This window comes from Sphingomonas sp. GW821-FHT12D09 (assembly GCF_058807215.1).
This window is the reverse complement of record NZ_JBXAQL010000001.1, coordinates 1887185-1910813: the sequence shown is the minus strand read 5'-3', so window position 1 is coordinate 1910813 and position 23629 is coordinate 1887185. Positions and strand designations below refer to the sequence as shown.

The window sequence follows — 23629 nt, the reverse complement described above, 5'->3', positions numbered from 1 at the left end:
CTCGCCTACCCCGTGCCCAGATGGCGGAATTGGTAGACGCACCAGCTTCAGGTGCTGGCGCTCGCAAGGGCGTGGAGGTTCGAGTCCTCTTCTGGGCACCATTTTCCCAGTCCATTGACGTCCAGAGGCGTCGCGTAAGTGGCTGGGTAAAAAGCCTTTTTCCAAATATCTTTCCGACGAGATTTGGGCGGGTCCGCCGAGATACCAACGCTTTTGTTGGTCTATTTCGGCCCGAGATCCACCCGTTTTCGGACGGAGATACCAACATGGCTCTTACCGCACTCGCGATCAGGAACGCCCAGCCCCGGGCGAAGGCTTACAAGCTCGGCGACGGTCGATCACTCTACCTCCTAGTGATGCCCAACGGCGCCAAGTACTGGCGCCTGAGCTACCGATTCCTTGGCAAGCAACGGGCGCTCGCCCTCGGCGTCTGGCCGGAAGTCAGTCTCGCCGAGGCGCGCGACAAGCGCGATTCCGCGCGAAAGATGGTGGCCGACGGCGTCGATCCCTTTGTCGAGAAGCAGCGTAGGAAGCTCCGCGCTCAGATCGACGAGAACATCACCTTCAAGGGCGTCGCCGAGGAGTGGTTCGTCAAGATCACCCGCGAGGAGCGGGCCGAGGTGACGCTCAGCAAGGTGCGCTGGCTGCTGGAGAAGGTCTATCCGTTTCTCGGCCATCTCCCGCTCCACGAGATCGAGGTGCAGGAAGTGCTGGCTGTGCTGCGCAAGATCGAGGCTACCGGCCGCTATGAGAGCGCGCGACGGATGCGCAGCGTCATCAGCCGTGTGTTTCGCTACGGCATCGCCACGGGGCGAGCGAAGGTTGATGTCGCCCGCGACCTGCGCGGCGCGATCATCGTTCCCAAGACCAAGCACTTCGCCGCGATCACGCGGCCGAAGGAAGTGGGCAAGCTGCTCCGGGACATCGACGATTGCCCCGGATACGCGATCACCAAGCTCGCACTGCGGATGACGCCCCACGTCTTCGTGCGCCCCGGGGAGTTGCGCCGGGCCGAATGGAGCGAGTTCGACCTAGAGCGCGCGGTGTGGTCGATTCCTGCGGAGAAGATGAAGATGCGCTGGCCGCATCAGGTGCCGCTGTCGCGGCAGGTGCTCGACCTGCTCGACGAGATACGTCCGCTGACCGGCCACAGCCCCTTTGTGTTCCCGGCCTCTCATACCTGGAAACGCCCCATGTCGGAGAACACCGTCACCTTCGCGCTCCGGCGTATGGGTTACAGCGGCAGCGAGATGACCGCGCATGGCTTCCGGGCGATGGCGGCGACGCTGCTCAACGAGATGGGACTATGGAACCCCGACGCGATCGAACGGCAGCTCGCCCACATGGAGAATAACGGCGTGCGACGCGCCTATGCGCGCGGGCAATATTGGGAGGAGCGCGTGCGCATGATGCAGCATTGGTCAGACTATCTCGACCAGCTTCGCCTGGGCGACGATGGCGCCAAGCCGACCGGACACAGCAAGGTGGTGACTGTCGACTTCGCCCGGCGCGGTGCGCGATCGCGATAATCGATGCGAAGGCCACTACAGAACTGCATCATGGAGCAGGCATGTCCACGCCCATAAAAGCGCCGGAGCCGGGGAGCCTCGCGGTCTCAAGCCTCGCTCAGGCCAGGAAGCACAAGCGCCGCTACGGCGCCGTCATCACCCTCGAGGATCCAGGGTGCCGACTACCGGATCGGTTGCGCTTTTCGGCGCAGCCGATGCCAGCGCACTTGGTGCTGCAATTCGAGGATGTCGATGACGACAGCCTCGGAATTCGAGTTGCGACACGGGAGCAAGTCATCGACGCGCTCGCCTTCGCGCAGGCGCACCAAGCAGGCTCGCTGCTGGTTCATTGCTATCACGGCGTCGGGAGGTCTGCTGGGATCGCGCTCGCGATCCTGGCTTCGCGTCTCGGGGCCGGTAGTGAGGAAAAGGCGCTCGCCGACCTGCTCGAGATCCGCCCGGAAGCTACGCCGAATCTGGTAGTCGTGAAGCTGGCGGACGGGATCCTGGGCAGAAACGGCGCGCTCGTGTCGGCCGTGGCCGACTGGCAGGAGCGAACCCCGAGGGTTCTACAGGCTCGCCGCGATCGTGCCGCCTTCGTGCGGCGGGCCGCGCATCTGTATGCGCATGTTCCGCCGGTCGATAGCGATCAATAGCGCCGGGCACCCCGCTGGAGCGGGTGCCCGGCCCGTCTTCAACTCCGCTCGAACAGCCGCTTCAGGCTGGGATAGAGGATGAAGGTCGATCGCCCGATCTTCACGGTCTCTATCGTCCCGTCGCCGATGAGCTCGTAGATCGTGGAGCGACAGATGCCGGTGATCCTGACGGCGGTGGAAATCCGCACGCTGATCGGCTCGAGCGTCGCCTCATCGGGCTCCAGGGCACGCCGGCTCATTTCGACCTCCCCTTGCTGAAGGCACGATCGCTCTCGAGGAAGGCCGTGAGCATCGCCGGGATGAGATCTGCGACCGGTTCCTCCCGGCCATAGGCCTGGGCATAGAGCGCGGCGTAGTCGTTGAGCGCCTGGTGCAGGTCCGGCATCACCGAGATGCCGAGCTTGACCGGCGTGCGGTCGGGAAGTTGCGCGAGCTTGAGGTCGGGCATGTTATTGCTCCTGGCCGGGCCATGGCGCGAGGACGATGTCCTTGTGCACCACGACGCGGAGTGGCCAGCCGGGCCGCACCTTGATGGTCGGCTGGACGTTGAGGTTCTTGGTGACGATCTGGTCGCCGGCGCGCGACGTGCCCTGTTGTGCGGATTCGCGGATCGCGCGGACGAGATCGCTTTCGCTGTCGCCCAAGCTCAGCTCGGTGCCGACGCCGAGCAGCGTCGACAGCGCCACGCCCTTGAGCAGCTGCCAGGTGTGGGCATCGACCTTGTCCGCAAGGCCGGCATAGCCGGCCATGTCGGTCGCGGGCACATTGTCGATCCGGATCGAGTAGCCGTTCGGCAGGACGATCCGCTGCCAGACGACCAGAGCCCGGCTTTGCCCATAGGCCACGACGCTGTCGTAGCTGCCGATCAGCCGGGCGCCCTGCGGAACCAGCAGGATATGGCCGGTGGCGCTATCATAGGCATTCTCGGTCACCTGCGCGGTGACGAGCCCGGGCAGGTCAGAATTGAGCCCGGTGATCAGGCTGGCGGCGATGATGCTGCCGGCGCTAAGCGTGTAGGGCGATACGGGCGCCACCAGCGCGTGCGGGTTGATATCGCCGGTCTCGTTCTTGCCGGCGAGGAAGTCGGCCTTGCGCTGCTGGTTGCCCGGATCCCGCACCGGGTCGATCGCGATCGTCGCCGATGGCGCTTCCCGTGCCGGAACGGCGGCCGGCGCAGAGGCGGGCGGAGCCGCATTCACCGCATGCTCGGTGGCGCCGAGCTGCATCATGATTCCGGATTCGCGGGCCGCCTTGCGCTCGGCGAGAAGCCGCTGTCGCTCGGCTTCGGCCGCCTGCATGGACTGATCCGAGGAGCTCCCAGCCGGCGATCCGCCAAGCATCTCCTGCCGGCGCAGGATCGGACGCCCGAGATCGCCGGGGAGCGGCGGCCCGAGCCTGGGCACGTCGCCATAGCTTTTCGGTGCGCCGGCCAGTGCGTCGTCGGGCGCATGGTTGGCGAGGTCCTTCTGGTCCTCGGCACCGGCGACGATCCGGAAGGTCGCGGGCTTGAGCGCGACCCAGGTGACCCCGACGATCGCCGTCGATCCCAGCGCTGCGATCGCGATGATCGCGCCGCGACGGAAGCGGATGATCCGGTTCGGGCGGCCGCGCAGCACCAGCGTCTCGGGATCGACCTTGGGCAAGGTCGCGGCGTCGGGCGCGGTCTCGCTCATGATGCCCTCCGCTGCCGCCGGCTCCGGTCGGCGCCGGCGCGGTTGATGCGCACCACGGCCTGCTTCTTTCCGCCGAGGCGAAGCTCTGCGGCATCGAACAGCCGGTCGACCACATAGAAGCGGCCGCTCATCCGGTAGTTCACGAGCTGGGCATCGCCCCGGTCGCCGATGACGAACAGCGGGGGCGCCTCGCCGACGCCGACGCTCGCCGGGAATTCGACGAACGTCTGCCGCCCGTCGTCGAACGCGCGCAGCGGCCGCCAGGCCGGCCTGTCGCCGGTCACCGCATAGGCGAAGTTCAGCCGCTCGACGGCGAGGCCCGAAGCGACCGGCCTTGCCGCTTCCGCCGACGCCTGCTGGCGGCGGATCGCGATCATCTCGTCCTGCGGATAGGTCCAGGACAAGGCGACCATGGCGGTGGCCGGCGTGCTGTCGAGCTGCAGATGATAGGCGCGCCGATCGGTCGTGATGACGAGGTTGGTGGAGAGCCCGGCGGCGAACGGCTTCACGAGGATATGGACGCGCCTGCTCTCGCCGGAGCCGCTGGTCGTGTCGCCGACGGTCCAGCGCGCCGTGTCGCCCGCCGCCACCGAGACGATCGCCTCTCCGGGCTGCAGGGCGATGTCGCTGACCCGTTCGGGCGCGGCGAACAGGCGGTACAGGACGCCCTCGCCATAGGGGTAGACCTGCACGGCGTTGACGAAGGCCGGGGCCGCAGGCTCCTGGATCGCTTTCGCATTCGCCGTGCGAACCCGAAGCTCGGCCGGCGACGGCTTGTGGCGACGGGGCGCCACGGGAGGCACTACCGACGGGGGAGCGATGGTAGTCGCGACCGGCGGCGAGCTAGGACTCGCCGTGGCGGCCTGAGGCGGCTGGGGCGGCGAGGTTTGCGCGAAAGCGGGCACAGCGACGAGCGCGCTCGCCGCAAGCAGGATGCGGTTCATGGGCGGTTCTCCAGTTGGGCTTGGGAGGGCTGGCCGAGGCGGGGATCGAGCGGCGATCCGCTGGGCACGCCGGGATCCGGCACGGGCGTCGGCGCCGTGCCCGGCGCATGGTCGGCAGGCGTCTCGAACTCGCGGCTCCAGTCGATCGCATCGACATAGAGGCCGAGCGGGTTCCTGCGCAGCGTGTCCGCGTCGCGCGGCGGCTTGAGCGCTACGGTGACGATCGCGGTCCAACGCGAGGTACCGGCGAGGCTCCCGCGCTCATAGGCGCGCTCGGCCCATTTCACCTGGAAGCTGGATGCGGACGCACGGACCACACTGGTCACCTGGACTGAGACGGTCCTGTCGCCGACATCGGCGAACGGGTTCGCCGAGCGGGCATATTCGCCGAGGAAGATGGCGCCGCGCTTCGACGCGAAGTCATAGGCCTGGAGCCAGTTCTCCCGCATCAGCACCGCGTCGAGCGACCGGCCCCGGATGTCGGTGACGAAGCGCGCGAGGAACCAGGCGAGCTGGGGGTCGGTCGGTCGGTACTCGGCGGCGGCGGGGGACACTGCCTGTGCCTGGCCGAGGCTGTCGACCGCGACGACATAGGGGACGATGCGGCTCTGCATCGACTGCCAGACCAGCGCGCCCGACAGGCCGGTGGTGAGCGTCAGCCCCCCGAACGCCATCAGCCGCCAGTTGCTCGCCTGGGCCCGGGCGGAGCCGATCCGCTCGTCCCAGAGCTGGCCCGCGCGGCGGTACGGTGTCTCGGGTTCGTCCGTGCGCCCGTAGCGCTGGACGGCACGTTTGAAGCGCATCAGTTCTTCTCCTTGATGTCGGGGGTCGCGCCGCCGCCGCCGCGATCCGAACCCTGGAAGGCGTGGATCGCCGCTTGGCGATGGTGACGGCGGGATTGCGTGTTCTGGAGGTCGCGCGCCCAACCCGGCATGGCGTTAGACGCAGGAGCCGGCGCTCCCCCGGGGTTCGCCTGCGCGCCCATCGTGCCGGCATTCCAGGCGGCACGATGGGCGTCGGCGGCCGCCGCGCGGAGCCCTCCGCCCATGCGCTGCGCGAGTGCGCCGCGGGCGGCGGTCGCGACACCGCCCATACCGGCGGCGACCGACTTCGAGCCGGAGGTTTCCTGGCCGAGCTTGTACGCGGTCGAGGCTGCCGACCCCATCGAGGTGCCGGCGCGGATCGCGCCGAGCCCGGCACCGGCAAGCCCCTTCGCCGCAGCCATGCCCGCGCCGCCGGCGACCGCGAAGCCGCCTGCCGCGAGCGCCGTGGTTGCAACCGCCGAGCCGGCGCCGAGCTGCGGCGCGCCGGAGAGGAGCCCGGAAGCGATGCCCGGCCCGAAGATGCCGAGACCGAACAATGCGAGGCTGGCGAGCACCAAGCTCATCGCCTGGCCGATATCGGGCTCCTTGCCTTGGAGCGCGGAGGCGAACTCGGTGAAGAAGCCCGAGCCGATGCCGACGATCACCGCCAGCACCATCACCTTGATGCCCGAGGAGATGACGTTGCCGAGCACGCGCTCGGCGAGGAAGCTGGTGCGGTTCCACAGCGCGAACGGCACGAGGATGAACCCGGCGAGCGTCGTCAGCTTGAACTCGAGGATGCAGACGAACATCTGCACGGCGAGGATGAAGAAGGCGACGATCACGATCACCCAGGCGATCAGGAGCACCATGATCGTCATGAAGTTCTCGAAGAAGGTCGTGAAGCCGAGCAGGTCGCTGGCCTGGTCGAGCAAAGGCCAGGCCGCCTGGAAGCCGGTGCCCGCGAGACGGCCCGGGCGCAGCAAATCGTCGGCGGAAAGCGTGCCCCCGCCGCCGGTCAGCCCTGCCTGCGAGAAGGAGCGGAAGATGATATCGGCGAGCGTGGAGAAGCGATTCAGGATCAGCGCGAACACGCCGATATAGAGGATCTTCTTGATGAAGCGGCCGATCATGTCGTCCTCGCCGCCCATCGCCCAGAACAGGCCGGCGAGCGTGATGTCGATGCCGATCAGCACGGATGTCAGGAAGCCGACATCGGGCCCGAGCAGGCCGAACCCGCTATCGATATAGCGGATGAAGTCGGCCATGAACCGGTCGATCACGTTGAGGTCGTTCACGGGTTCTTCCTTGGATCTGGGTGCCGCGGGGCCCGGCCAGGGGGAGCGGGTGGCCGGGCCCCGCGGACTGCGACCGCGGCGGCAGGGGGCTCGTTCCGCCGCGGCCGGTCTCGCTATCGCTGGGGCGTGTAGGCGGTGCCGGTGCCGAGGAACCTGCGCGTCGCGGCCCGCGATGCCTCGGACTCGGTCAGCTGGCGCTGCTTCTCGAGCGCGTCGGCGCGGAACTGCGCGGCCATCATCTGCTGGAGCGCCATGCCCTGCTTGGCGGTGAGCGCGAGCAACTGGTTGGTGGCCTGGCCGACGGCGAGCGCGCCTTCCGCACCCTGGCTGCGCGCCGCGATCTCGGCCAGCGCCTCGGCATCCTCACGCGCCTGCTGCACGATGCCGCTCTGGACGGTCATCGTCCGGCGCAGCGCATCGGTGCTCGCGTCGTAGCGCGCCCGGGCCGCCTGCAGCCGCTGATCGCGTGTCGAGCCGGGATCGAAGCTGCGCGGATAGAGCGACTTCAGCCTGGCCTCGAGCTGGTCCACCTCGAAGTCGACGCTCTGGGCCTGCTTCATGAGCCGGTCGATGCCGTCGAGCTTGTCGAGCAGTGCCTGGAGCTGCGGAAAGGCGATGCCCTTCAGGTTCCTGTCCAGCCGGAGCAGCATCTGCGCCTCGTTCTGGAGCGACTGGATCTGGTTGTTGACCTGCTGGAGCGTGCGCGCCGCGGTCAGGACGGTCTGGCTGTAGTTGGTCGGGTCGAACACCGTGATCTGCGCGTGCGCGCTGGTCGCGAAGCCCATCGTCAGCGAGCCCAGGGCGCCCAGGCCCAGCGCCGTTGCGATCAGGTTCTTGCGGGTGAGGATACGCATCACTTCTACTCCTTCGCTTGGGAATCGGGGAATTGGGCGAGCAGCGCCGCGGCCCAGTCGAGACCGGCCTGCTCCAGGAAGCGCGCGGCGAATCCGGCTGGCCCGTGCGCGGCGAGCAGCGCGTCGATGCGCGCCTGGGTGGCGGGATCGGAGGCGCCGCACAGCGCGAGCGCGATGGGCCCGAGGCCCAGCTCGAAGAGGCGGTTGCCAGCGGCGGACTGGAGGTAATAATGCCGCTTGGGCGTCGCGCGGCTGACGAGCTCGATCTGCCGGTCGTTGAGCCCGAACCGCTGATAGGCCGCGCGTCCTTGCGGCTCGATCGCCGCGGCATTGGGCAGCAGGACGCGCTGCGGGCAGCTCTCGATGATGGCCGGCGCGATGCCGCTGTCGGCGATGTCGGCGAGGCTCTGGCTCGCGAAGATCACCGCGACATTCTTCTTGCGCAGCGTCTTCAGCCACTCGCGGATACGCGCGGCGAACAGGGGATGGTCGAGGAACTTCCACGCCTCGTCGAGGATGAGCAGCGTCGGACGCCCGGTGAACCGTGCCTCGAGCCGGTGGAACAGATAGGTCAGGACCGGCGCGACCACGCTGCCGGTGCCCATCAGCGCCTCGGTCTCAAAGCATTGGACATCCGCCATGCGCAGATCGTCCTCGGCCGCATCGAGCAGCCGGCCGAAGGCGCCTTCCAGCGTATAAGGCGCCAGCGCGGAGCGGAGTGCGGTCGACTGGAGCAGCATCGCCAGGCCGGTGAGCGTTCGCTCCTCGGCAGGTGCGCTCGCAAGGCTGGTGAGCGCCGACCAGACGGCTTCCTTCACCTCGGGGGTGACCACGACCTTCTCGTGTGCGAGCAGCGCGGCGATCCATTCTGCCGCCCAGGCACGCTCGCCGGCGTCGGCAATCCCGGCGAGCGGCTGGAACGCGATCGTATCGCCGGCGTCGCCGCCGAGCCCGAGCCCGTGATGCACACCGCCCATCGCCAGCGTGGCCGCGCGCGCCGAGCGGCCCATGTCGAAGAGGTAGAGCTGGCTCCCCGGATAGCGGCGAAACTGGAGCGCGATCAGCGCGAGCAGGACCGACTTGCCGGCACCGGTCGGGCCGACGATCATCATGTGCCCGACATCGCCGACATGGGTCGAGAGCCGAAACGGAGTCGATCCACTGGTCTCGGCATGGAGGAGCGGCGGCCCGTCGAGGTGCCGGTTGCGCGCCGGTCCCGCCCAGACGCTCGACAGCGGCATCAGGTGCGCGAGATTGAGCGTATGGACGAGCGGCTGCCGGACATTGGCATAGGCCTGCCCGGGCAGGCTCGAGAGCCAGGCCTCGACCGCGTTCAGCCCCTCGCGGATGCAGGTGAAGCCGAGCCCGTTGACGATCCGCTCGACCGCGCGGACCTTTTCCTCGACGCGGGCCCGATCCTCGTCGGCGACGGTGATCGTCGTAGTGAGGTAGCCGAAGGCGACATGGTCGCCGCCCAGCGCCTGGAGCGCGAGATCGGCGTCGGCGGTCTTGTTGTCGGCGTCGCTGTCGAGCAGCTGGACCGGCTGGTTGTAGATCACCTCGCGCAGCATCGCGGTGACCGACTTGCGCTTGTTGAACCATTGGCGGCGCAGCCGGGTCAGCGCCCTGGTGGCGTCGGTCTTGTCGAGCGCAATGAACCGCGTGACCCAGCGATAGCCGAAATCCTGATGGTTGAGCGCGTCGAGGATCCCGGGCCGGCTGAGGCCGGGGAAGCCGAGGATGGTCAGCGTGCGCAGGTGCAGCGACCCGAGTATCGGCTCGAGCCCGCCGGTAAGCGGTGTGTCGGCGAGCAGCCCGTCGAGATACATCGGCGTCTCGGGCACGCGCACACCGTGGCGTCGCGTCGAGATGGTACCATGTAGGAATGCCAGCGTCTCAGCGTCGTCGAGCGCCGCGATCTCCGGCATGAAGCCCGAGAACAGGTCGAGCGCGCGATCGGTCTCCGCGACGAACCCGGCAAGCGCCTGGCGCCAGTCGCGACCCTGCGGCGCATCGGCACGCTCGACCAGCGCGCGGCCGGCGCTGTCGGCTTGGTCGGGTGGCGGCAGGAAGGTCAGGGTGAGATGGTAGCGGCTCTCGAAATGGGCACCCGCCGCCTCGAACGACGCACGACGCTCCTCGTCGACAAGCCAGGATGCCGCGTCCGGGAAGCTGCTCGCCGGATAGCCCGGCGCCTCGCGACGCTCGGCCTCGATGTGGAGCGCCCAGCCCGAGCCGAAGCGCTTCAGGACATTGTTGGCGCGCGCGCAGGCCGAGACCAGCTCGGCCTCGGTCGCCGATTCGAGGTCGGGGCCGCGGAAGCGCAGCGTGCGCTGGAAGCTGCCGTCCTTGTTGAGCACCACGCCGGGCGCGACCAGCGCGGCCCAGGGGAGATGATCGGCCAGGCGGTCGGCGCGGCTGCGATATTCACGCAGGTTCAGCATGCGAGATATCCCCGCTGCCGCAGGTGGCGCGCCAGCACCGCCGCGAAGTCCGGGTCGCGCTTCGCCGCGAACACCGCGACCGTATGGCCCAAGGCCCAGACCAGCACGCCTGCGATCCATTGCTGGAGTCCGAGGCCCAGCGCGGCGGCAACGGTGCCGTTGACGATCGCGATCGCGCGCGGCGCGCCGCCGAGCAGGATCGGCTCGGCGAGCGACCGGTGGAGCGGCGCCTCGAACCCGTCGAGATGCTGGCCGTCCCCGATCATGCCAGCAGCGCCCCGCCGCCGAACGAGAAGAAGGACAGGAAGAAGCTCGAGGCCGCGAACGCGATCGACAGGCCGAAGATGATCTGGATGAGGCGTCGGAATCCGCCGGCCGTCTCGCCGAAGGCCAGTGTCAGGCCGGTCACGATGATGATGATCACCGCGACGATCTTGGCGACCGGGCCCTGGACCGACTCCAGCACCTGCTGGAGCGGTTCCTCCCACGGCATGCCGGTTCCGGAGGCCCAGGCCTGGCCGGCGGCGAGGACGGCGATTGCGGCGCCGGCCAGCAGGCGCGGCTTGGTGGGCAGGTCTATGGTCTTCATGGTCAGGCTCCTTGGCTGGTGGGAAGGTGGAAGGGGGCGAGCGCGTAGGCGCCGGTGTCGGGATCGACGCCGACGACGCGCGCGATCGCGTCGACCGAGCGGTGGGCGCCGCGTCCGGCGATGAAGACGACAAGGTCGATCGCCTCGGCGACGAGGCGGCGGGGCACGGTGACGACCGCCTCCTGGACGAGCTGCTCGATGCGATAGAGCGCGGCCTCGGCAGAGTTGGCATGGACGGTCGCGATCCCACCGGGGTGCCCGGTGTTCCAGGCCTTGAGCATGTCGAGCGCCTCGGGGCCGCGGACCTCGCCGATGATGATCCGGTCCGGTCGGAGACGGAGCGTCGAGCGCACTAGGTCGGTCATCGACACGATCCCCGGGCGGGTGCGCAGCGCCACCGTGTCCGGCGCCGGGCTCTGCAGCTCGCGCGTGTCCTCGATCAGGATGACGCGGGCGTCCACCCAGCGCATCTCGGCAAGGAGCGCGTTGGCGAGCGTCGTCTTGCCCGAGCTCGTCCCGCCGGCGATGAGGATGTTGAACCGCTGGGTGACCGCCGCCCGCAGCGCTTCCGTCATCGCGGCGGACATGATCCCGTCCGCCGCATAGTCGTCCAGCGTATAGAGGCGCTGGGCGGGCTTGCGGATCGAGAAGCAGGGCCCGGTCGAGACCGGCGGCAGCACGCCTTCGAAGCGCTCTCCGGCCCGGCCGTCGAGATGCGGCGGCAGCTCGGCCGAGATGATCGGTTGCCCGGCATGGACCTCGGCGCGAGCATGGCTCGCCACCAGCCGGACGATCCGCTCGACCTGTGGTGCATCGAGGACGACACCCGTGTCGATCCGGCCTTCGCCGAGCCGGTCGAGGCGCAGCGAGCCGTCTGGATTGACCATGACCTCGATCACTTGGCTGTCGGCGAGAGCCGAAGCGATGTCGGGGCCCATCGCGGTGCGCAGCATCGCGCGCCGGCGTTCGGACGAGAGGATCTCGCTCATCGCTCCTCCTCCGCGGGAAAGAGCGTGCGCCTGCCGGTCGCGACGGCGCGGCCGACCTGCGTCACGAACGCCTCGAAGCGCTCGCGCGCGAGCGCGCGGCCGGCCACGTCGTTCTCGGCGAGCGGTGCCTGGATCGAGAGTTCGAACCTAATGAACAATGCGAGCGTCTCGAGCACGACATGGCCGTCGCGCTCGATGCGGCCCAGCGCATTGGACATCCGGTCGAGGCGGAGCGCGAAGCGATCCTCGAGCTCGGAGGCGCCGCGGCGGTTGAGCCAAGCGGTCACCGCATCGGCGAGGATGGCGGACTTGGTCGCGCCGGGTGCTGCGGCAAGCGTCTCGAGACGGTCGCTGACCGGCCTCGGCAGGAAGAGCTGGTGGCGGACGCGCTCGGCCATCTCAGAAGTCCAGCTCGAGATTGCCGGGCCGCCTGTCGGTCATGTCGAGGGCATAGGCACGCCGGGCGGTGCCAGCCGTGGCCTGGTCCAACGCGCGTTTGTCGGCGGCAGGGTCGCCTTCGTCCTCGCTCAGCCCGAGCGGATCGGCGGGCGCCAGATCGATGGGTGTCACGGCCACTATTTCCTGGGCGGGATGGCGCGCCTGCTCGAGGCCGCCGGTCTCCTCCTCGTCTTCCGCCGCAGCCTCGGCGAGCCGCGTATCGACGGGGCGGACACGATCCCGCCAGTCATGAGCACGCTGGGGCGGCAGGTCGGCTGCCCCGCCGCTTCCGAGAGCGGGAGGCGGCAGCACCCGCGCCTTGAACTGCGCATCCTCGAAGTAGCGCAGCTTCCGGGCGCGGACCGGCGGATAGCCCGCTACCAGCACGACCTCGTCGGTCGGCGGCAGCTGCATGACCTCGCCGGGCGTCAGCAGTGCGCGCGCAGTCTCCTGGCGACTGACCATGACGTGTGCGAGCCAGGGCGCGAGGCGGTGGCCGGCATAGTTGCGCATGGCGCGCTGCTCGGTCGCGGTGCCGAGCGCGTCGGAGATCCGCTTGGCGGTCCGCTCGTCGTTGGTCGCGAAAGCGACGCGGACATGGCAGTTGTCGAGGATGGCGTTGTGCTCGCCATAGGCCTTCTCGATCTGGTTCAGGCTCTGCGCGATCAGGAATGCACGCACGCCATAGCCGGCGAGGAAGGCGAGGCTGGTCTCGAAGAAGTCGAGGCGTCCCAGCGCCGGGAACTCGTCCAGCATCATCAGCAGCTTGTGGCGCCCGGGTACGCCGGCGGCGTGGAGCTGCTCGGTGAGGCGCCGGCCGATCTGGTTGAGCACGAGGCGGATCAGCGGCTTGGTGCGACTGATGTCCGAGGGCGGGACGACCAGGTAGAGCGATACCGGGTGCGGTGCCGCGACAAGATCCTCGACGCGCCAGTCGGAGGCTGCCGTGACCGCGGCGACGGTCGGATCGCGGTAGAGGCCGAGGAACGACATCGCGGTCGACAGCACGCCCGAGCGCTCGTTGTCGGACTTGTTGAGCACCTCGCGCGCCGCCGAGGCGACGACGGGATGCACCAGCGGCAACGCGTCGGTGCCGAGATGGTTGGTCGTCATCATCGCGCGCAGCGTCGCTACGAACGGGCGCTCGGGGTCGGACAGGAAGGTCGCGACGCGGGCGAGCGTCTTCTCCTCCTCGGCATAGAGAATATGGAGGATCGCGCCGACCAACAGCGAGTGGCTGGTCTTCTCCCAATGGCTCCTGCGCTCGAGCGCCCCTTCGGGATCGACCAGGATGTCGGCGATGTTCTGGACGTCGCGGACTTCATCGGCACCGCGACGCACCTCGAGCAACGGATTGTACCGCGCCGAACGCGCGTCGGTCGGATTGAAGAGCAAGCAGTGCGAGTAGCGCGACCGCCAGCCGGCGGTCAGCTGCCAATTCTCGCCCTTGATGTCGTGGACGACAGTCGAGCCGGTCCATCCGAGCAGGGTCGGGACCACTAGGCCGACACCCTTACCCGAGCGGGTTGGCGCGAAGGCCATGACATGCTCGGGCCCGTCATGCCGGAGATAGTGCGCGGCGGCGCGGCCGAGGAACACGCCAGCGTCGGCCGTCAGGCCTGCGGCGCGGATGTCACGCGGGCTCGCCCAACGCGCCGATCCATAGGTTGTTACGTTGCGGCGCTGGCGAGCCCGCCACACCGAGCCGGTCACCGCTGCCCCGCATCCTGCGAGCCCGCCCACTGCAGCGATCGCACCGGCCTCGTCGAAGACGACTGGCGCGTAGGCGTCGAAATGGAACCACCAGGGAAAGAGCGACCAAGGCGCGTAGACCGGGGTGCCGCCGAGCCGGAACCAGGGTGCGCCGAGCTCCGGCTGATAGGCAAGCGCCGCCGCCGCCCACTGGGTCGCGAACCAGATACCCGCCACGACGATCGCGGCGACTACCAGCATCTGGCCTAGAAGGAGCTTCGTCGGTGTCATGCGAGCCTCCGCCCGCGCGATTCACTGCAGCGGGCTCGGCACTAAAGGTCGCGAGATTCCGGGTTACGCGTCAGGTCCTCGCTGGTGACTCCAGGTACCTCGCTGGGGACAATCGACCCCGTGACCGATATTGGGTCGTTAGCTGTCTGGCTGCTACGAATGGTCAAACCTCGAGAAGCTGACGCTCGCTTCGGCTTGAACTAACCGCGGTGACATTCCGCGGAGTGTTCTGGGCCGGTATCCCCTTCACGGGCCAGCACCCGCGTCCCTCGCATCCAGGCCGAATCTTGAGCGATTCGCCGCGGGGTACGAATGAAGCGAGTGATTTCGCTCTTAAGCATACAGAGCCGCGTTGAATCAGACGCATCTGTCGACGCTCTTGCGAGCGCAGCGCCCCATCAGCGGATGGCACTAGGTTACGACTACCTATCTATCACTGCTGCTGGACTACACACTTTGCTAGCGGTGTCCTTAGGTAACTAAAGAAGCAAGGGTAATGGCGCGGCGACGGGAAGGGGTTGGGCGGATAAATAACGCTCACAATGAGCTATTGGTCTAGAACGCTATGAGTTGTTCCCATTAAATACATCAGCTCGGCCAACGGGAAAGTTGCGACAATTCCAATAAAGGTCTCCTGTTTCCAATCTGTAATCTTATGCCGGAACTCCCGAACTTGGTTCCCGCCGTGCATCTGTAACGATAGTGGAAGGAAAACGGCACCTTACGAAGCCCCGCCAAGCTCTGAGCATCGGTGGCGTCGAACAATCCGTCCTGGCACGTTCGAGCATCAAAGGCATCGAACAGCGGAACGCGGTCAAGCCCGCACGCAAGTCAGGCAATAAATCCGCATGGGCTGCAAAGCCTCGCGCGCATAGCTTAATGTCAGCAGAGCGAGCACGGAAGCGCACGACGCGCCGGCGTCGCTTTCCGGTCATGCCTTCGAGATCGTGCGCTATCGTGAGGAGCGCGGTCGCTTCACGACGTTCAGGCAGCTCGACGAGGTGCCGGGCCTCGCGGACAAGTCACTGATGAGGGGCGCGCGCTTCTGGCGGTCTAACCGGATCGACTAATGGCTCTGCATAGTCTGCAGCGCGCGGCGCACCGCGCCGATCAGCGTCTCGCGGTCGACCGGCTTGCGCAGCAATTCGGCCCGGGGGAATTGGGCTGCGACAAGCCCACGCGTCCCATCGTCAGCATAGGCGGTCACGAAAAGTACCGGAATGGCGCTCTGCTGGCAGATGAGTGCCGACGCCTCCAGCCCGTTGGTGCCTGCACCGAGATTGAGGTCGGAAATGACCAGGCCTGGCGCCAGCTCGGACGCCGCTCGACCTGCCTCTTCGCCATCGGCGGCCATTACGATGTCGGTGAACCCCGCTTCGGACAGGAAACTTTCCAACATCCAGGCGATCATCATCTCGTCCTCGATGATCAAGACGCGCGTCTGGAGATAAGCGGCTTCGCGACCGGATACCGCAGACGTGGCAAATGGAGGCGGGACCTTCTTTCGATCAACCGCAAAACGTGGAATTATAAATTCGGACGGCATGACCAGATCCTGTTCAATCCAAATCGAATGTCACCGTGAACGCCAACCCGTCGCTCGTATAATCGGTAGACGCCGCGCCTTTCAGATCGTGTTTAACGCTCAGCGCGATCATCTTGCTCCCGAAACCTTGTCGTGTAGGAGGCGGGACCGGATGTCCCGCGCGTTCGGACCAGTGGAGCATGACGCGCTCTGCGGTCACCGTCCAGGTTATGTCGATTTCACCCTCGGACGAGGCAAGTGCGCCGTATTTGACGGCATTGGTAAGCAACTCGTGCAGAATCATGCTGATGCTGAGGAACTGCCGGGGCGAGAGCAGCAGGTCAGGTCCGTCGATCCGGGCTCGCCGATCCTCCGCGTTGCCGAAGGTGCCGAGCAGGGCATGCGCCAGATCGAGGAGGGATGCCCGTTCCCAGGTTGCGGCGCTCAGTATCTCATGGGCGCGTCCCAGCGATTGCAGCCGCCCGACAAATGCCTCTTGGAACTGTTCCAGCGACTCGGACGCGCGGGCAGTCTGGTGCGCGATGCCCGCGACCACGCCAAGCAGGTTCTTCACCCGGTGGTTCAACTCGCCGATCATCAGTTGTTGGCGCCGCTCCGCCGCACGTCGCTCGCTGATGTCGCGCAGGAAACCGAGAAAGACCGGCTCGCCGGCCGACGTGGCACGCGTGATCGAAAGCTCGACTGGCAGCTCCTGCCCGTCGCGGTGGAGCGCCTCGAGTTCGAGATGCTTGTCGAGCACCACCGCTTCCCCTGTCGTCAGAAAGCGGGCGAGCCCCGCCTCATGTGCCTCATGGAAGCGGCGCGGCACGATCAGGTCGCCCATGCGCCGCCCCAGCGCTTCCTCGAATGTCCATCCGAAGGTGCGCTCCGCGACCTGGTTCCAGCCCGCGATCGTGCCGTCGAAGCGCATTACGACGACCGCGTCTAGCGCGGTCTTCAGGATGGCGGCCAGGCCGACGGTATCGATGTCACGGGAAAGCGGCATGATGCCGCTCTAGCAGGACGCAGCTCTTCACGCACCACCGCGTGCACGCCGACGGCAAAGATTGGTCGAAAACATGATCGTCAGGCAATAGCTTAGCTTCCTGCCGCCGCGGACTGTTGGCCGTGCGGAGCGCCCGCAGACCGATAACCGGCGGGGTCGCGAACGACCTCAGATCACGAACATTGCGACGGCGGCAACTGCCATCACCCCGGTCGCTATCCAGCCGAACAAGCGCAGCGGCAACGAAGCGGTGAATTCGCCCATCGCCGACTTTCGTGACACCACCATCATCATCCGCGCCATGATCGGTGCCGCGACCACGCCATTGATCGCCGCGCTCCAGAACAGCGCCTTGATCGGGTCGATCGGGGACCCAATCGATGCCGATGCGGAGCAGCGTGGACACGATGATTACGCCATAGAAGCTGCCCGCCTCGCGAGGCTTCTTCTCAAGCCCGGTCCTCCATCCGCGTACTTCGCCGATCGCATAGGCGGTCGAGCCGGTGAGAACAGGCACCGCGAAGCCCGGTGCCAATAATCCCGAGCGCGAACAGCAGGAATGCGAACTCGCCTGCGACGGGCTGGAGCGCCTTGGCGGCATCGGCGGCCGTCTGGATTTCGGTTTGTCCCGATGCGTGCAGCGTCGCAGCGGTGCCGATCATGATTGCAATCGCAACCAGATTGGAGACTGCCATACCGGCGAACCTGTCGATGCGGATGCGGCCGAATTCGGCTGGCGCCTCGTCAGGCGTGTCCCTCCAGCGCGTGCTTGTCGTCGTTCCGATAGATTTCCTCGACTTCCTGGCTGCTTTGCCAGAAAAAGAGATAGGGGCTGATGGTGGTGCCGAAGATCGCCACGATGGTAGTCAGCGCGGTTGCTCCGGCGATCGTCAGCACGAACGTGCCCTTGCCCGCTTCCGCCCAATCGACCTTGACCATGAAGACCAGCGCGACATAGGCCGCAGTACCGGCGTCAGCCATTTCAGAACCGACGCATAGCGATGATATGGGACGAACAACTGCAAGAGCAGCGACCCGACCGCGAAGGCCATGGTGAAAATATGCTCGCCCATGCCCGTGACCAGTTGGGCGGCGTCACCCATCGCGGCCAGGTCGGCGCCGATGTTGGTCGTGTTGGCGACGAACAACGCCGCGAAGAAACTCGTCACGACCCATCGTAGCAGGACGTGCCGCATGTTCCAGGCCAGGCCAGGCCATGCCCCGTCACGCGCCCGATCCGCGCGCTGACCAGCTGGACCGCGGTCATCAGCGGATAAGTCAGGACCATCGTCCAGAGCAATGAAAGCCGAACTGCGCACCGGCTTGGGAATAAGGTCGCGATGCCGTTGGGATCGTTGTCCGCTGCTGCCGTGATCAGGCCGGGGCCAATGTTTGATGACCGGGTTGTCGGCGCGTTGCGCTTGATTGGCATGCAGACGTCCCAAGGCAATTTGCTGGAACACCTCGCGCGGGCGACGATCCTTCGCCCTAATTTGCCGATTGTGCTGCGGGCCCCGCGGGCGCTGCCGCGGATTCCGTCGGAAAACCGGGATTCCGTCGGAAAACCGAACGTGCGAGCGGAAGGAGCTTTCGCCGGGCAAATCGTCGTGGTTATGGTGCGGTGCAAGATCGGGGGATCTCATGGCGACCACTCTACCTACCGGTAACATCGACGTGCGATCGCACACGCTCCACGCTACGGCCTTGCATTGGAGCGCCGGCCTGCTTGTCGCGGCGAGCTGGGTCAGTGCCTTCATTTTCGGTGCCTATATCCTCGCCTTCTTCGGCGGCACGGCCCTGAGCGGCACTGCCCAGCGCTGGAACGAGTCGCTGCCGGCGCTGCATGACACAAACACCCCGCTGGCGACGATCGCGATCGGCTCGCACTTCCTCACCGGCGGCATCCTCCTGTTGCTCGGGCCGATCCAGCTGATTGGCGCGATTCGCCGCGCGGCACCAGCGGTGCACCGCTGGCTCGGCCGGCTCTATGTGGTCTCTGCCGGTCTTGGAGGGCTTGGCTTCATCCTGTCGAAGGGAACGATCGGCGGACCTGTGATGAGCATGGGGTTCGGGCTCTATGGCGCCTTTATGGTGCTCGGCGCGGTCCTAACCTACGTTCACGCGCGCGCAGGCCGCGTCCAGAAGCACCGTGCCTGGGCGATCCGGCTGTTCGCGCTGACCGTCGGCTCCTGGCTCTACCGCATGGAATACGGCTTCTGGTTCCTGGTAGCCGGTCGGCTCGGACATGCCAGCGACTTCACGGGATGGTTTGACGCCATCATGGTGTTCTTCTTCTACCTCCCGAACCTTGCGGTCGCAGAGATGTTCATTCGCGCCCGCGGCACCGCGCCCGGCACGCTGTTCAATATAGTAGCCACGACGATGCTGTTCGCCGCGAGCGCCTTCATCATCGTCGCCACCTGGTCGTTCACAGCCGATTATTGGGGACCGGGAATGATCAGCGGGCTTACAGGGACACCGCTGTAGGATATCTCAGGCGCGGCTCTTTGTGTCTTGGTGTCGCGATCGGCTACGAACGTGCAAACCAGCCTGAGGATCTCGAGGACATCTATACCGGCGAGCTCAAGGACTTCTGGTCGGCCAACGATCAGATGAAGCGTGTGCTCAAGAAAGTTGGCGGCAAGACGAGTGACGCCGCGTTGAAGGAGATACTATTGGCGGCGTAGATGCCGAACCCGATCGTCAGCAATGGCCAGAACAAGGCACTGATCGCCGATCCGGGAGTGAGCCATACCCAGCTGGCCTTCTCGCGCGAAGGCCCGAAGCCATAGAGCGTTGCGGCGCCCGCGGCTCCGCGCAGGCGAGGAGCAGATAGGATACGAGCTTCGCAATCAACGCTGCCCACCCCGGCATCGGCAGCAGGTCCTCAAGAGCGGAGCGCCGCGATCGCCACCATCGCGAGCACCGCCACCAGCACGGCACCGCCGGTTATCGCCAGCGCGAGCAGGTTCAGGCGAACGAAGCCGCGCTTTTCCTCCTCCTAATAGGCGGTTATGATCGCACCCGCACCATTGCGCGCTCGGAACAGCGCGAGGCCGAGCGCGAGCACTAATCTCAGCCCCATCTTGTCGATCGACGCCTTGACGACGTTCATCAGCTGCTCGCCGATCAGCTTGCATGCGGCTTTATCTATCCACTTCCATTGCATCTCCTTGAAATTATTCTAGTAGTTGGAGATGGGGAATCGCTCGTCATGAGGGCTGCGAGCATGAGACGTCTATTGGCTCGCGCTCCCGGCATCGCACTTTGCGTCGTGATCGGCGTTTCTGGTGGCTGAATCCATACCGCCACGTGGCAACGCCGACGCCATCCTTCCCGCAGACATCGATATCGAATCCGCCGGTTTTCTTGAGAGCGTGCTCAATGCGAGCAGCGATTGCATCAAGGTCTTGTCGCTGGATGGCGACCTGGTTTTCATGAACCGCAATGGCATGGGAACCATGGAGATCGACGATTTCGAAGCCGTGAGGGGTTGCCCCTGGTCGTCGTTCTGGGAAGACGAGCATTACGCGGCGGCGATCGATGCGCTTGCTACCGCTAAGGCCGGCGGGACCGGAAACTTCGTCGGCCTAGCCAACACATTCCAAAAAAGTCCGAGGTGGTGGGACGTAACCGTGACGCCAATCTTCGGTGCCGGCGGGCCCTGCCCGAGCCATCTGCTGTCCATCTCCAGGGACATCACCGTGATGAGAACCGCGCAGTTGCAACGCGAACTGCTTGGTGACGAGCTGAATCACCGGGTGAAAAACTTACTCGCCCTGGTCGGTGCGATCGCCGCGCAGACCTTTACCGCCGCCGATAGCGGCAGCGTTGATTCCTTTACCTCTCGCTTGCTGGCGCTGGGCGAAGCCCAGGCGCTGCTGGTCCAGACCGTCTGGCAGTCGGCGTGGATCACCGACGTTGTGGAGAAGACGCTGTTGCCTCACACGCCGGTCGGTCGCACAATCTATCGCGGGCCGGAGCTTGTCCTGTCCGCCAAGGAGGCGTTGGCGCTTGCCCTCGCGATACACGAGCTGGCCACGAACGCCGTCAAATATGGTGCGCTCTCGAATCCGACCGGGACGGTCGATATCGCGTGGACGTCGGAAGATGGAGAATTCGTCTTCCGATGGACCGAACACGGCGGGCCCAACGTTGTTGTCCCAAGCCATAAGGGTTTTGGCTCACGTATCATCACGCGAAACCTCGCAGGCGAATTCAGGGGCAAGGTCGATCTGGACTTTCGGCCGACCGGGCTTGTGCTGACTTTGACCGCTTCACGCTGAAGCAAATTCTCTTGCTCCGTTCAGACCGAGCCAAAAGGAGCGTTCTATGACGGAGCCTTTTTCCAAGACCCGATCCATCCTCGTCGCCGAAGATGAATCGCTATTGCGCATGGTTGCAGTCGACATGCTTGAGGAGGCTGGCTTTCACGTCATCGAAGTCGAGAATGGCGACGACGGCGCGCAAATCCTGGCCGAGCGACAGGAAATCGCAGGCTTGATTACCGATATACAGATGCCGGGTGACATCGATGGCTGCGCTCTTGCAGCGATTACGCATCGTCTCCACCCGGACGCCGTCATCGTCGTAGTTTCGAGTAACAGGGTGCCGAAGGCTGGCGAACTGCCGGTTGGTGCGAAGTTCATCGGCAAACCGTACGATGCGAAGCGTGTCCTGCGCACGCTCAACGATATGCTCGAGGGCTACACCCCAGTGTAATCGCGGCTGCCACGAGCTGAAAGCGGCGATCCTATCATAGAATGACAGATGGCAGCTTCCGGGAGCGCTGTGACCGCGCCTGAACGGTGACAATTGAGGCGCTAAGCGGCCCTTCAGATCAGGAAATTTGCGGCCCCGTGCGACCTCGACCAACGTGCCAGTTGATCCCCTCGTCCCGCATGATCCCAGCGACCGGCTTGCCCAACTGACGCGCGAGCACAGGCCGCCACGGCACCAGCGTGAATTCTCGACTTCGCTCCACCAAGCCATAGCACCCTCCCGCCAGCTCGACCTGTCGTGTTAGTCTGCCTTCGATCCTCTGCCCTTGAGCAGGTTCAATGAACGCCTTGCCGAGCTCCTCGCGCAACGTGCCCGCGAGGCGGAGGAGCTCGCGCCGCTGAAGCGCTGCGATCACCCCGCGCCGCAGCCTGACGACACCTTCGCCCTCGGCATCGGCGAGTTGCTGCTCGACGAGCCATTGCCGGCGCGCAGCGAGCGCGGTGCGCACCTCGCGCCCGAAGCCGGCATGGCGTGCCACGATCCGCTCCTCGCCGGCCAAGCTGTGGTCGAGCCAGGTCGCGGCTTCTGCTGCGGGCAGCCGGTCCAGCGGAACCGCCGACAGGGTCTCGATCTCGACGGGACGGTCGCGGAGCTGCCGCGCCTCATAGGCGGCGGCCCGCTCGACATGGTCGTCCGAAATGGCCCAGCTGTCATCGGGCAGGCGCTCGACCGCACCGGCGCGGCGCATCGCCTCGAGGCGGCGGACATGCGCGTCGGCGAACGCACGGCTCGCACGCGGGTCGTGCTCGAGATGGCGCTCCACCGAATAGCGTCCGCCATGCGCCGCGGCGATCGCGGCAATGGTCCGGTCGACCTCGCGGACCTTGGCCGATCGCGGCGACACGCGGACGATCGCGCCCTCGGGGGTCGGCTCACTCGCGCTCGCACGCCCGATGTCGAGATAATGCGCGCGCCCATCGATCCCGTCGACGATCAGATAATGGCGGTCGCGATGCTCGTCCGAGAAGCCGCGCCGAATGACGCGCCCGATAACTGGCGCCGCCAGCTCCCACTCGATCACCCGGTCGGCCTGCGCCCGCTCGAGCCGGCGGGCCGTCAGCTCGCGCTGCATCAGGCGAATGATATCACCGCGCTCGCCCATCCGGCGCAGCGTCTCCTCCAGCCTGTCCGCGAGCCGCCAGCGGCCGTTCCCCACGTCCTCGGCCAAGCCCATCATAGCGAGCTTGCGCAGGCGCCCGGTCGCGACCGCCTGCTGGAACGGATCGTTGTGCGCGGGGCTAGTGATCCGGTCGGCGTCCATCCGCCGCAGCAGCCGCCGGTCGATCGTGGTCGGCCGCTCCTGCTCGATATCGTGGCGCAGCCGGTCCTGGATCTCGCGGTCGGTACGCGGGCCGAGGTCGAGCGTGGCGAGTTCGGCGGCGCGCTCGCGAATCCCGTGCGCGATATATTCGCGCGCGATGACCAGGTTCTGCCCCTGGTCGTCGACCCCCCGCAGCATGATGTGGGTGTGCGGCTGGTCGGTGTTGAAATGGTCGACGGCGGCCCAGTCGAGGCGCGTGCCGAGGTCCTGCTCGGCCTGCGCCATCAGGCGGCGGACGTAGGGCTTGAGGTCGGGATATTCCGCTCCGTCCTCTGCCGAGACGATGAAGCGGAACTGGTGGCGGTCGTCGGCGCACCGGTCGAGGAACGCCTTGCCGTCGGCTGCGTCCATGTCGCGCCCATAGAGCTCGCCGGGAGTGCCCTCTCGCGTCACCCCGTCACGCTGGATGTAGCGCAGGTGCGCGCGCGATGCCCCAAGTCCGTTGCCGGCCATCCGCACCAGTCGCACCTTTACCATTGCGCGGCGCGCGCGGGCGCTGGCAAACCGGTCCCGGCTCGAAAGCAGCCTGCCGATGCTCGCGCCTCGGGCGATACGGCTGCCGTCGAAGCGTCGGGCGCGCACGCCGGTCTTGCCGCTTGCGAGCCGCGCCGCCGCAAGTACCCGGCCGCCATATTTGACAAGGCGCTTGCCGTCCCTGGTGCCCGGCTTGCCGAGCTTCGGCGTGAATTCGTCTTCGCTCATCGCCAGCCTCGCGGAGTCTCGCGAAAGGTCGTGAAAAGCGCCGGATTTCCGCCACTCGCGCGGAGCCTGTCTCGCGGCTCTGGCCACGAGTCTCGCGAAAAACGGATGTGCAGA

27 protein-coding genes and 1 tRNA gene are annotated in these 23629 nt (G+C 66.5%); 8 read left to right on the top strand and 20 right to left on the bottom strand.

All coding sequences use genetic code 11. The features are described 5' to 3' along the window. Positions 1–14 precede the first annotated feature (14 nt). The 3 genes from AC1RPL_RS08605 (at position 15) to AC1RPL_RS08595 (ending at position 2164) form a co-directional block, all read left to right on the top strand. A tRNA-Leu gene (locus tag AC1RPL_RS08605) sits at positions 15–101 on the top strand. A gap of 165 nt (positions 102–266) precedes the next feature. Then, positions 267–1529 carry a tyrosine-type recombinase/integrase gene (locus AC1RPL_RS08600; RefSeq protein ID WP_493068827.1) on the top strand — a complete coding sequence of 421 codons (1263 nt, stop codon included), beginning with the start codon at positions 267–269 and terminating at the stop codon, positions 1527–1529. A 41-nt stretch (positions 1530–1570) separates the two neighbouring features. Further along, positions 1571–2164, top strand: a complete 594-nt coding sequence (locus tag AC1RPL_RS08595; RefSeq protein WP_493068826.1) for a tyrosine phosphatase family protein — start codon at positions 1571–1573, stop codon at positions 2162–2164. Between the two features lie 38 nt (positions 2165–2202). Here AC1RPL_RS08595 and AC1RPL_RS08590 read toward each other — a convergent pair whose 3' ends face one another. The 13 genes from AC1RPL_RS08590 to AC1RPL_RS08530 all read right to left on the bottom strand — a co-directional run bounded on the left by AC1RPL_RS08590 (position 2203) and on the right by AC1RPL_RS08530 (position 14179). Further along, positions 2203–2403: a MerR family transcriptional regulator gene (locus AC1RPL_RS08590; protein ID WP_286711896.1), complete on the bottom strand. Its 201-nt coding sequence runs from the start codon at positions 2401–2403 to the stop codon at positions 2203–2205. Further along, positions 2400–2612: a DUF2274 domain-containing protein gene (locus AC1RPL_RS08585; RefSeq protein ID WP_286711897.1), complete on the bottom strand. Its 213-nt coding sequence runs from the start codon at positions 2610–2612 to the stop codon at positions 2400–2402. The genes AC1RPL_RS08590 and AC1RPL_RS08585 overlap by 4 nt, the downstream gene beginning before the upstream one ends. Position 2613: 1 nt before the next feature. Beyond that, positions 2614–3837, bottom strand: coding sequence for a TraB/TrbI/VirB10 family type IV secretion system protein (locus AC1RPL_RS08580; RefSeq protein WP_493068825.1), 1224 nt, complete (start codon positions 3835–3837; stop codon positions 2614–2616). Beyond that, positions 3834–4781 (bottom strand): P-type conjugative transfer protein TrbG, encoded by a 948-nt coding sequence (gene trbG / locus AC1RPL_RS08575; protein WP_493068824.1) that lies wholly within the window; start codon positions 4779–4781, stop codon positions 3834–3836. The genes AC1RPL_RS08580 and trbG overlap by 4 nt, the downstream gene beginning before the upstream one ends. Further along, positions 4778–5584, bottom strand: coding sequence for a conjugal transfer protein TrbF (trbF, locus tag AC1RPL_RS08570; RefSeq protein WP_493068823.1), 807 nt, complete (start codon positions 5582–5584; stop codon positions 4778–4780). Before trbF ends, trbG begins: the two co-directional genes overlap by 4 nt. Further along, positions 5584–6882, bottom strand: coding sequence for a P-type conjugative transfer protein TrbL (gene trbL, locus AC1RPL_RS08565; RefSeq protein ID WP_493068822.1), 1299 nt, complete (start codon positions 6880–6882; stop codon positions 5584–5586). Before trbL ends, trbF begins: the two co-directional genes overlap by 1 nt. A gap of 113 nt (positions 6883–6995) precedes the next feature. Then, positions 6996–7736 carry a P-type conjugative transfer protein TrbJ gene (trbJ, locus tag AC1RPL_RS08560; protein ID WP_493068821.1) on the bottom strand — a complete coding sequence of 247 codons (741 nt, stop codon included), beginning with the start codon at positions 7734–7736 and terminating at the stop codon, positions 6996–6998. Between the two features lie 5 nt (positions 7737–7741). After that, a complete protein-coding gene (trbE, locus tag AC1RPL_RS08555) occupies positions 7742–10180 on the bottom strand; it encodes a conjugal transfer protein TrbE (protein WP_493068820.1) in 2439 nt (812 codons plus the stop codon). Continuing rightward, entirely contained in the window at positions 10174–10446 is a 273-nt protein-coding gene (locus AC1RPL_RS08550) for a VirB3 family type IV secretion system protein (protein ID WP_493068819.1), read from the bottom strand. The genes trbE and AC1RPL_RS08550 overlap by 7 nt, the downstream gene beginning before the upstream one ends. After that, positions 10443–10769 (bottom strand): TrbC/VirB2 family type IV secretion system protein, encoded by a 327-nt coding sequence (locus AC1RPL_RS08545; RefSeq protein WP_493068818.1) that lies wholly within the window; start codon positions 10767–10769, stop codon positions 10443–10445. Before AC1RPL_RS08545 ends, AC1RPL_RS08550 begins: the two co-directional genes overlap by 4 nt. A gap of 2 nt (positions 10770–10771) precedes the next feature. Next, complete coding sequence (gene trbB / locus AC1RPL_RS08540; RefSeq protein WP_493068817.1) at positions 10772–11758, bottom strand: P-type conjugative transfer ATPase TrbB; 987 nt, start codon at positions 11756–11758, stop codon at positions 10772–10774. Next, on the bottom strand, positions 11755–12156 hold the full coding sequence (locus tag AC1RPL_RS08535) for a CopG family transcriptional regulator (RefSeq protein WP_493068816.1): 402 nt from the start codon (positions 12154–12156) through the stop codon (positions 11755–11757). The genes trbB and AC1RPL_RS08535 overlap by 4 nt, the downstream gene beginning before the upstream one ends. Before the next feature lies 1 nt (position 12157). After that, a complete protein-coding gene (locus AC1RPL_RS08530) occupies positions 12158–14179 on the bottom strand; it encodes a conjugal transfer protein TraG (protein ID WP_493068815.1) in 2022 nt (673 codons plus the stop codon). A gap of 944 nt (positions 14180–15123) precedes the next feature. Between AC1RPL_RS08530 and AC1RPL_RS08525 the strand changes: the two genes are divergently transcribed. Next, positions 15124–15249, top strand: coding sequence for a helix-hairpin-helix domain-containing protein (locus AC1RPL_RS08525; protein WP_493069108.1), 126 nt, complete (start codon positions 15124–15126; stop codon positions 15247–15249). Here AC1RPL_RS08525 and AC1RPL_RS08520 read toward each other — a convergent pair. The 6 genes from AC1RPL_RS08520 to AC1RPL_RS08495 form a co-directional block, all read right to left on the bottom strand. Next, positions 15246–15725 carry a response regulator gene (locus AC1RPL_RS08520; RefSeq protein ID WP_493068814.1) on the bottom strand — a complete coding sequence of 160 codons (480 nt, stop codon included), beginning with the start codon at positions 15723–15725 and terminating at the stop codon, positions 15246–15248. The genes AC1RPL_RS08525 and AC1RPL_RS08520 overlap by 4 nt on opposite strands. Before the next feature lie 13 nt (positions 15726–15738). Then, complete coding sequence (locus AC1RPL_RS08515) at positions 15739–16710, bottom strand: sensor histidine kinase (protein ID WP_493068813.1); 972 nt, start codon at positions 16708–16710, stop codon at positions 15739–15741. A gap of 168 nt (positions 16711–16878) precedes the next feature. Beyond that, positions 16879–17040 (bottom strand): divalent metal cation transporter, encoded by a 162-nt coding sequence (locus AC1RPL_RS08510; protein WP_493069107.1) that lies wholly within the window; start codon positions 17038–17040, stop codon positions 16879–16881. 119 nt (positions 17041–17159) lie between these two features. Further along, positions 17160–17423 carry a divalent metal cation transporter gene (locus AC1RPL_RS08505; protein ID WP_493069106.1) on the bottom strand — a complete coding sequence of 88 codons (264 nt, stop codon included), beginning with the start codon at positions 17421–17423 and terminating at the stop codon, positions 17160–17162. A 31-nt stretch (positions 17424–17454) separates the two neighbouring features. Continuing rightward, positions 17455–17691 carry a divalent metal cation transporter gene (locus AC1RPL_RS08500; RefSeq protein ID WP_493068812.1) on the bottom strand — a complete coding sequence of 79 codons (237 nt, stop codon included), beginning with the start codon at positions 17689–17691 and terminating at the stop codon, positions 17455–17457. A 184-nt stretch (positions 17692–17875) separates the two neighbouring features. Continuing rightward, the gene (locus AC1RPL_RS08495; RefSeq protein WP_493068811.1) at positions 17876–18142 is read right to left on the bottom strand and encodes a divalent metal cation transporter; all 267 of its coding nucleotides are present in this window, start codon (positions 18140–18142) and stop codon (positions 17876–17878) included. 209 nt (positions 18143–18351) lie between these two features. Here AC1RPL_RS08495 and AC1RPL_RS08490 point away from each other — a divergent pair, with 209 nt between their 5' ends. From AC1RPL_RS08490 to AC1RPL_RS08475, 4 genes are all read left to right on the top strand, one after another. Continuing rightward, a complete protein-coding gene (locus AC1RPL_RS08490) occupies positions 18352–19197 on the top strand; it encodes a DUF2306 domain-containing protein (protein ID WP_493068810.1) in 846 nt (281 codons plus the stop codon). Positions 19198–19217: 20 nt separating this feature from the next. Then, positions 19218–19397: a hypothetical protein gene (locus tag AC1RPL_RS08485; RefSeq protein WP_493068809.1), complete on the top strand. Its 180-nt coding sequence runs from the start codon at positions 19218–19220 to the stop codon at positions 19395–19397. Between the two features lie 603 nt (positions 19398–20000). Further along, complete coding sequence (locus AC1RPL_RS08480) at positions 20001–20996, top strand: HWE histidine kinase domain-containing protein (protein ID WP_493068808.1); 996 nt, start codon at positions 20001–20003, stop codon at positions 20994–20996. Positions 20997–21042: 46 nt separating this feature from the next. Then, a complete protein-coding gene (locus tag AC1RPL_RS08475; RefSeq protein WP_493068807.1) occupies positions 21043–21432 on the top strand; it encodes a response regulator in 390 nt (129 codons plus the stop codon). Positions 21433–21550: 118 nt separating this feature from the next. On the opposite strand, the gene rlxS is transcribed toward AC1RPL_RS08475, so the two are convergent. Then, entirely contained in the window at positions 21551–23515 is a 1965-nt protein-coding gene (gene rlxS / locus AC1RPL_RS08470) for a relaxase/mobilization nuclease RlxS (RefSeq protein WP_493068806.1), read from the bottom strand. Between the last annotated feature and the right edge of the window lie 114 nt (positions 23516–23629).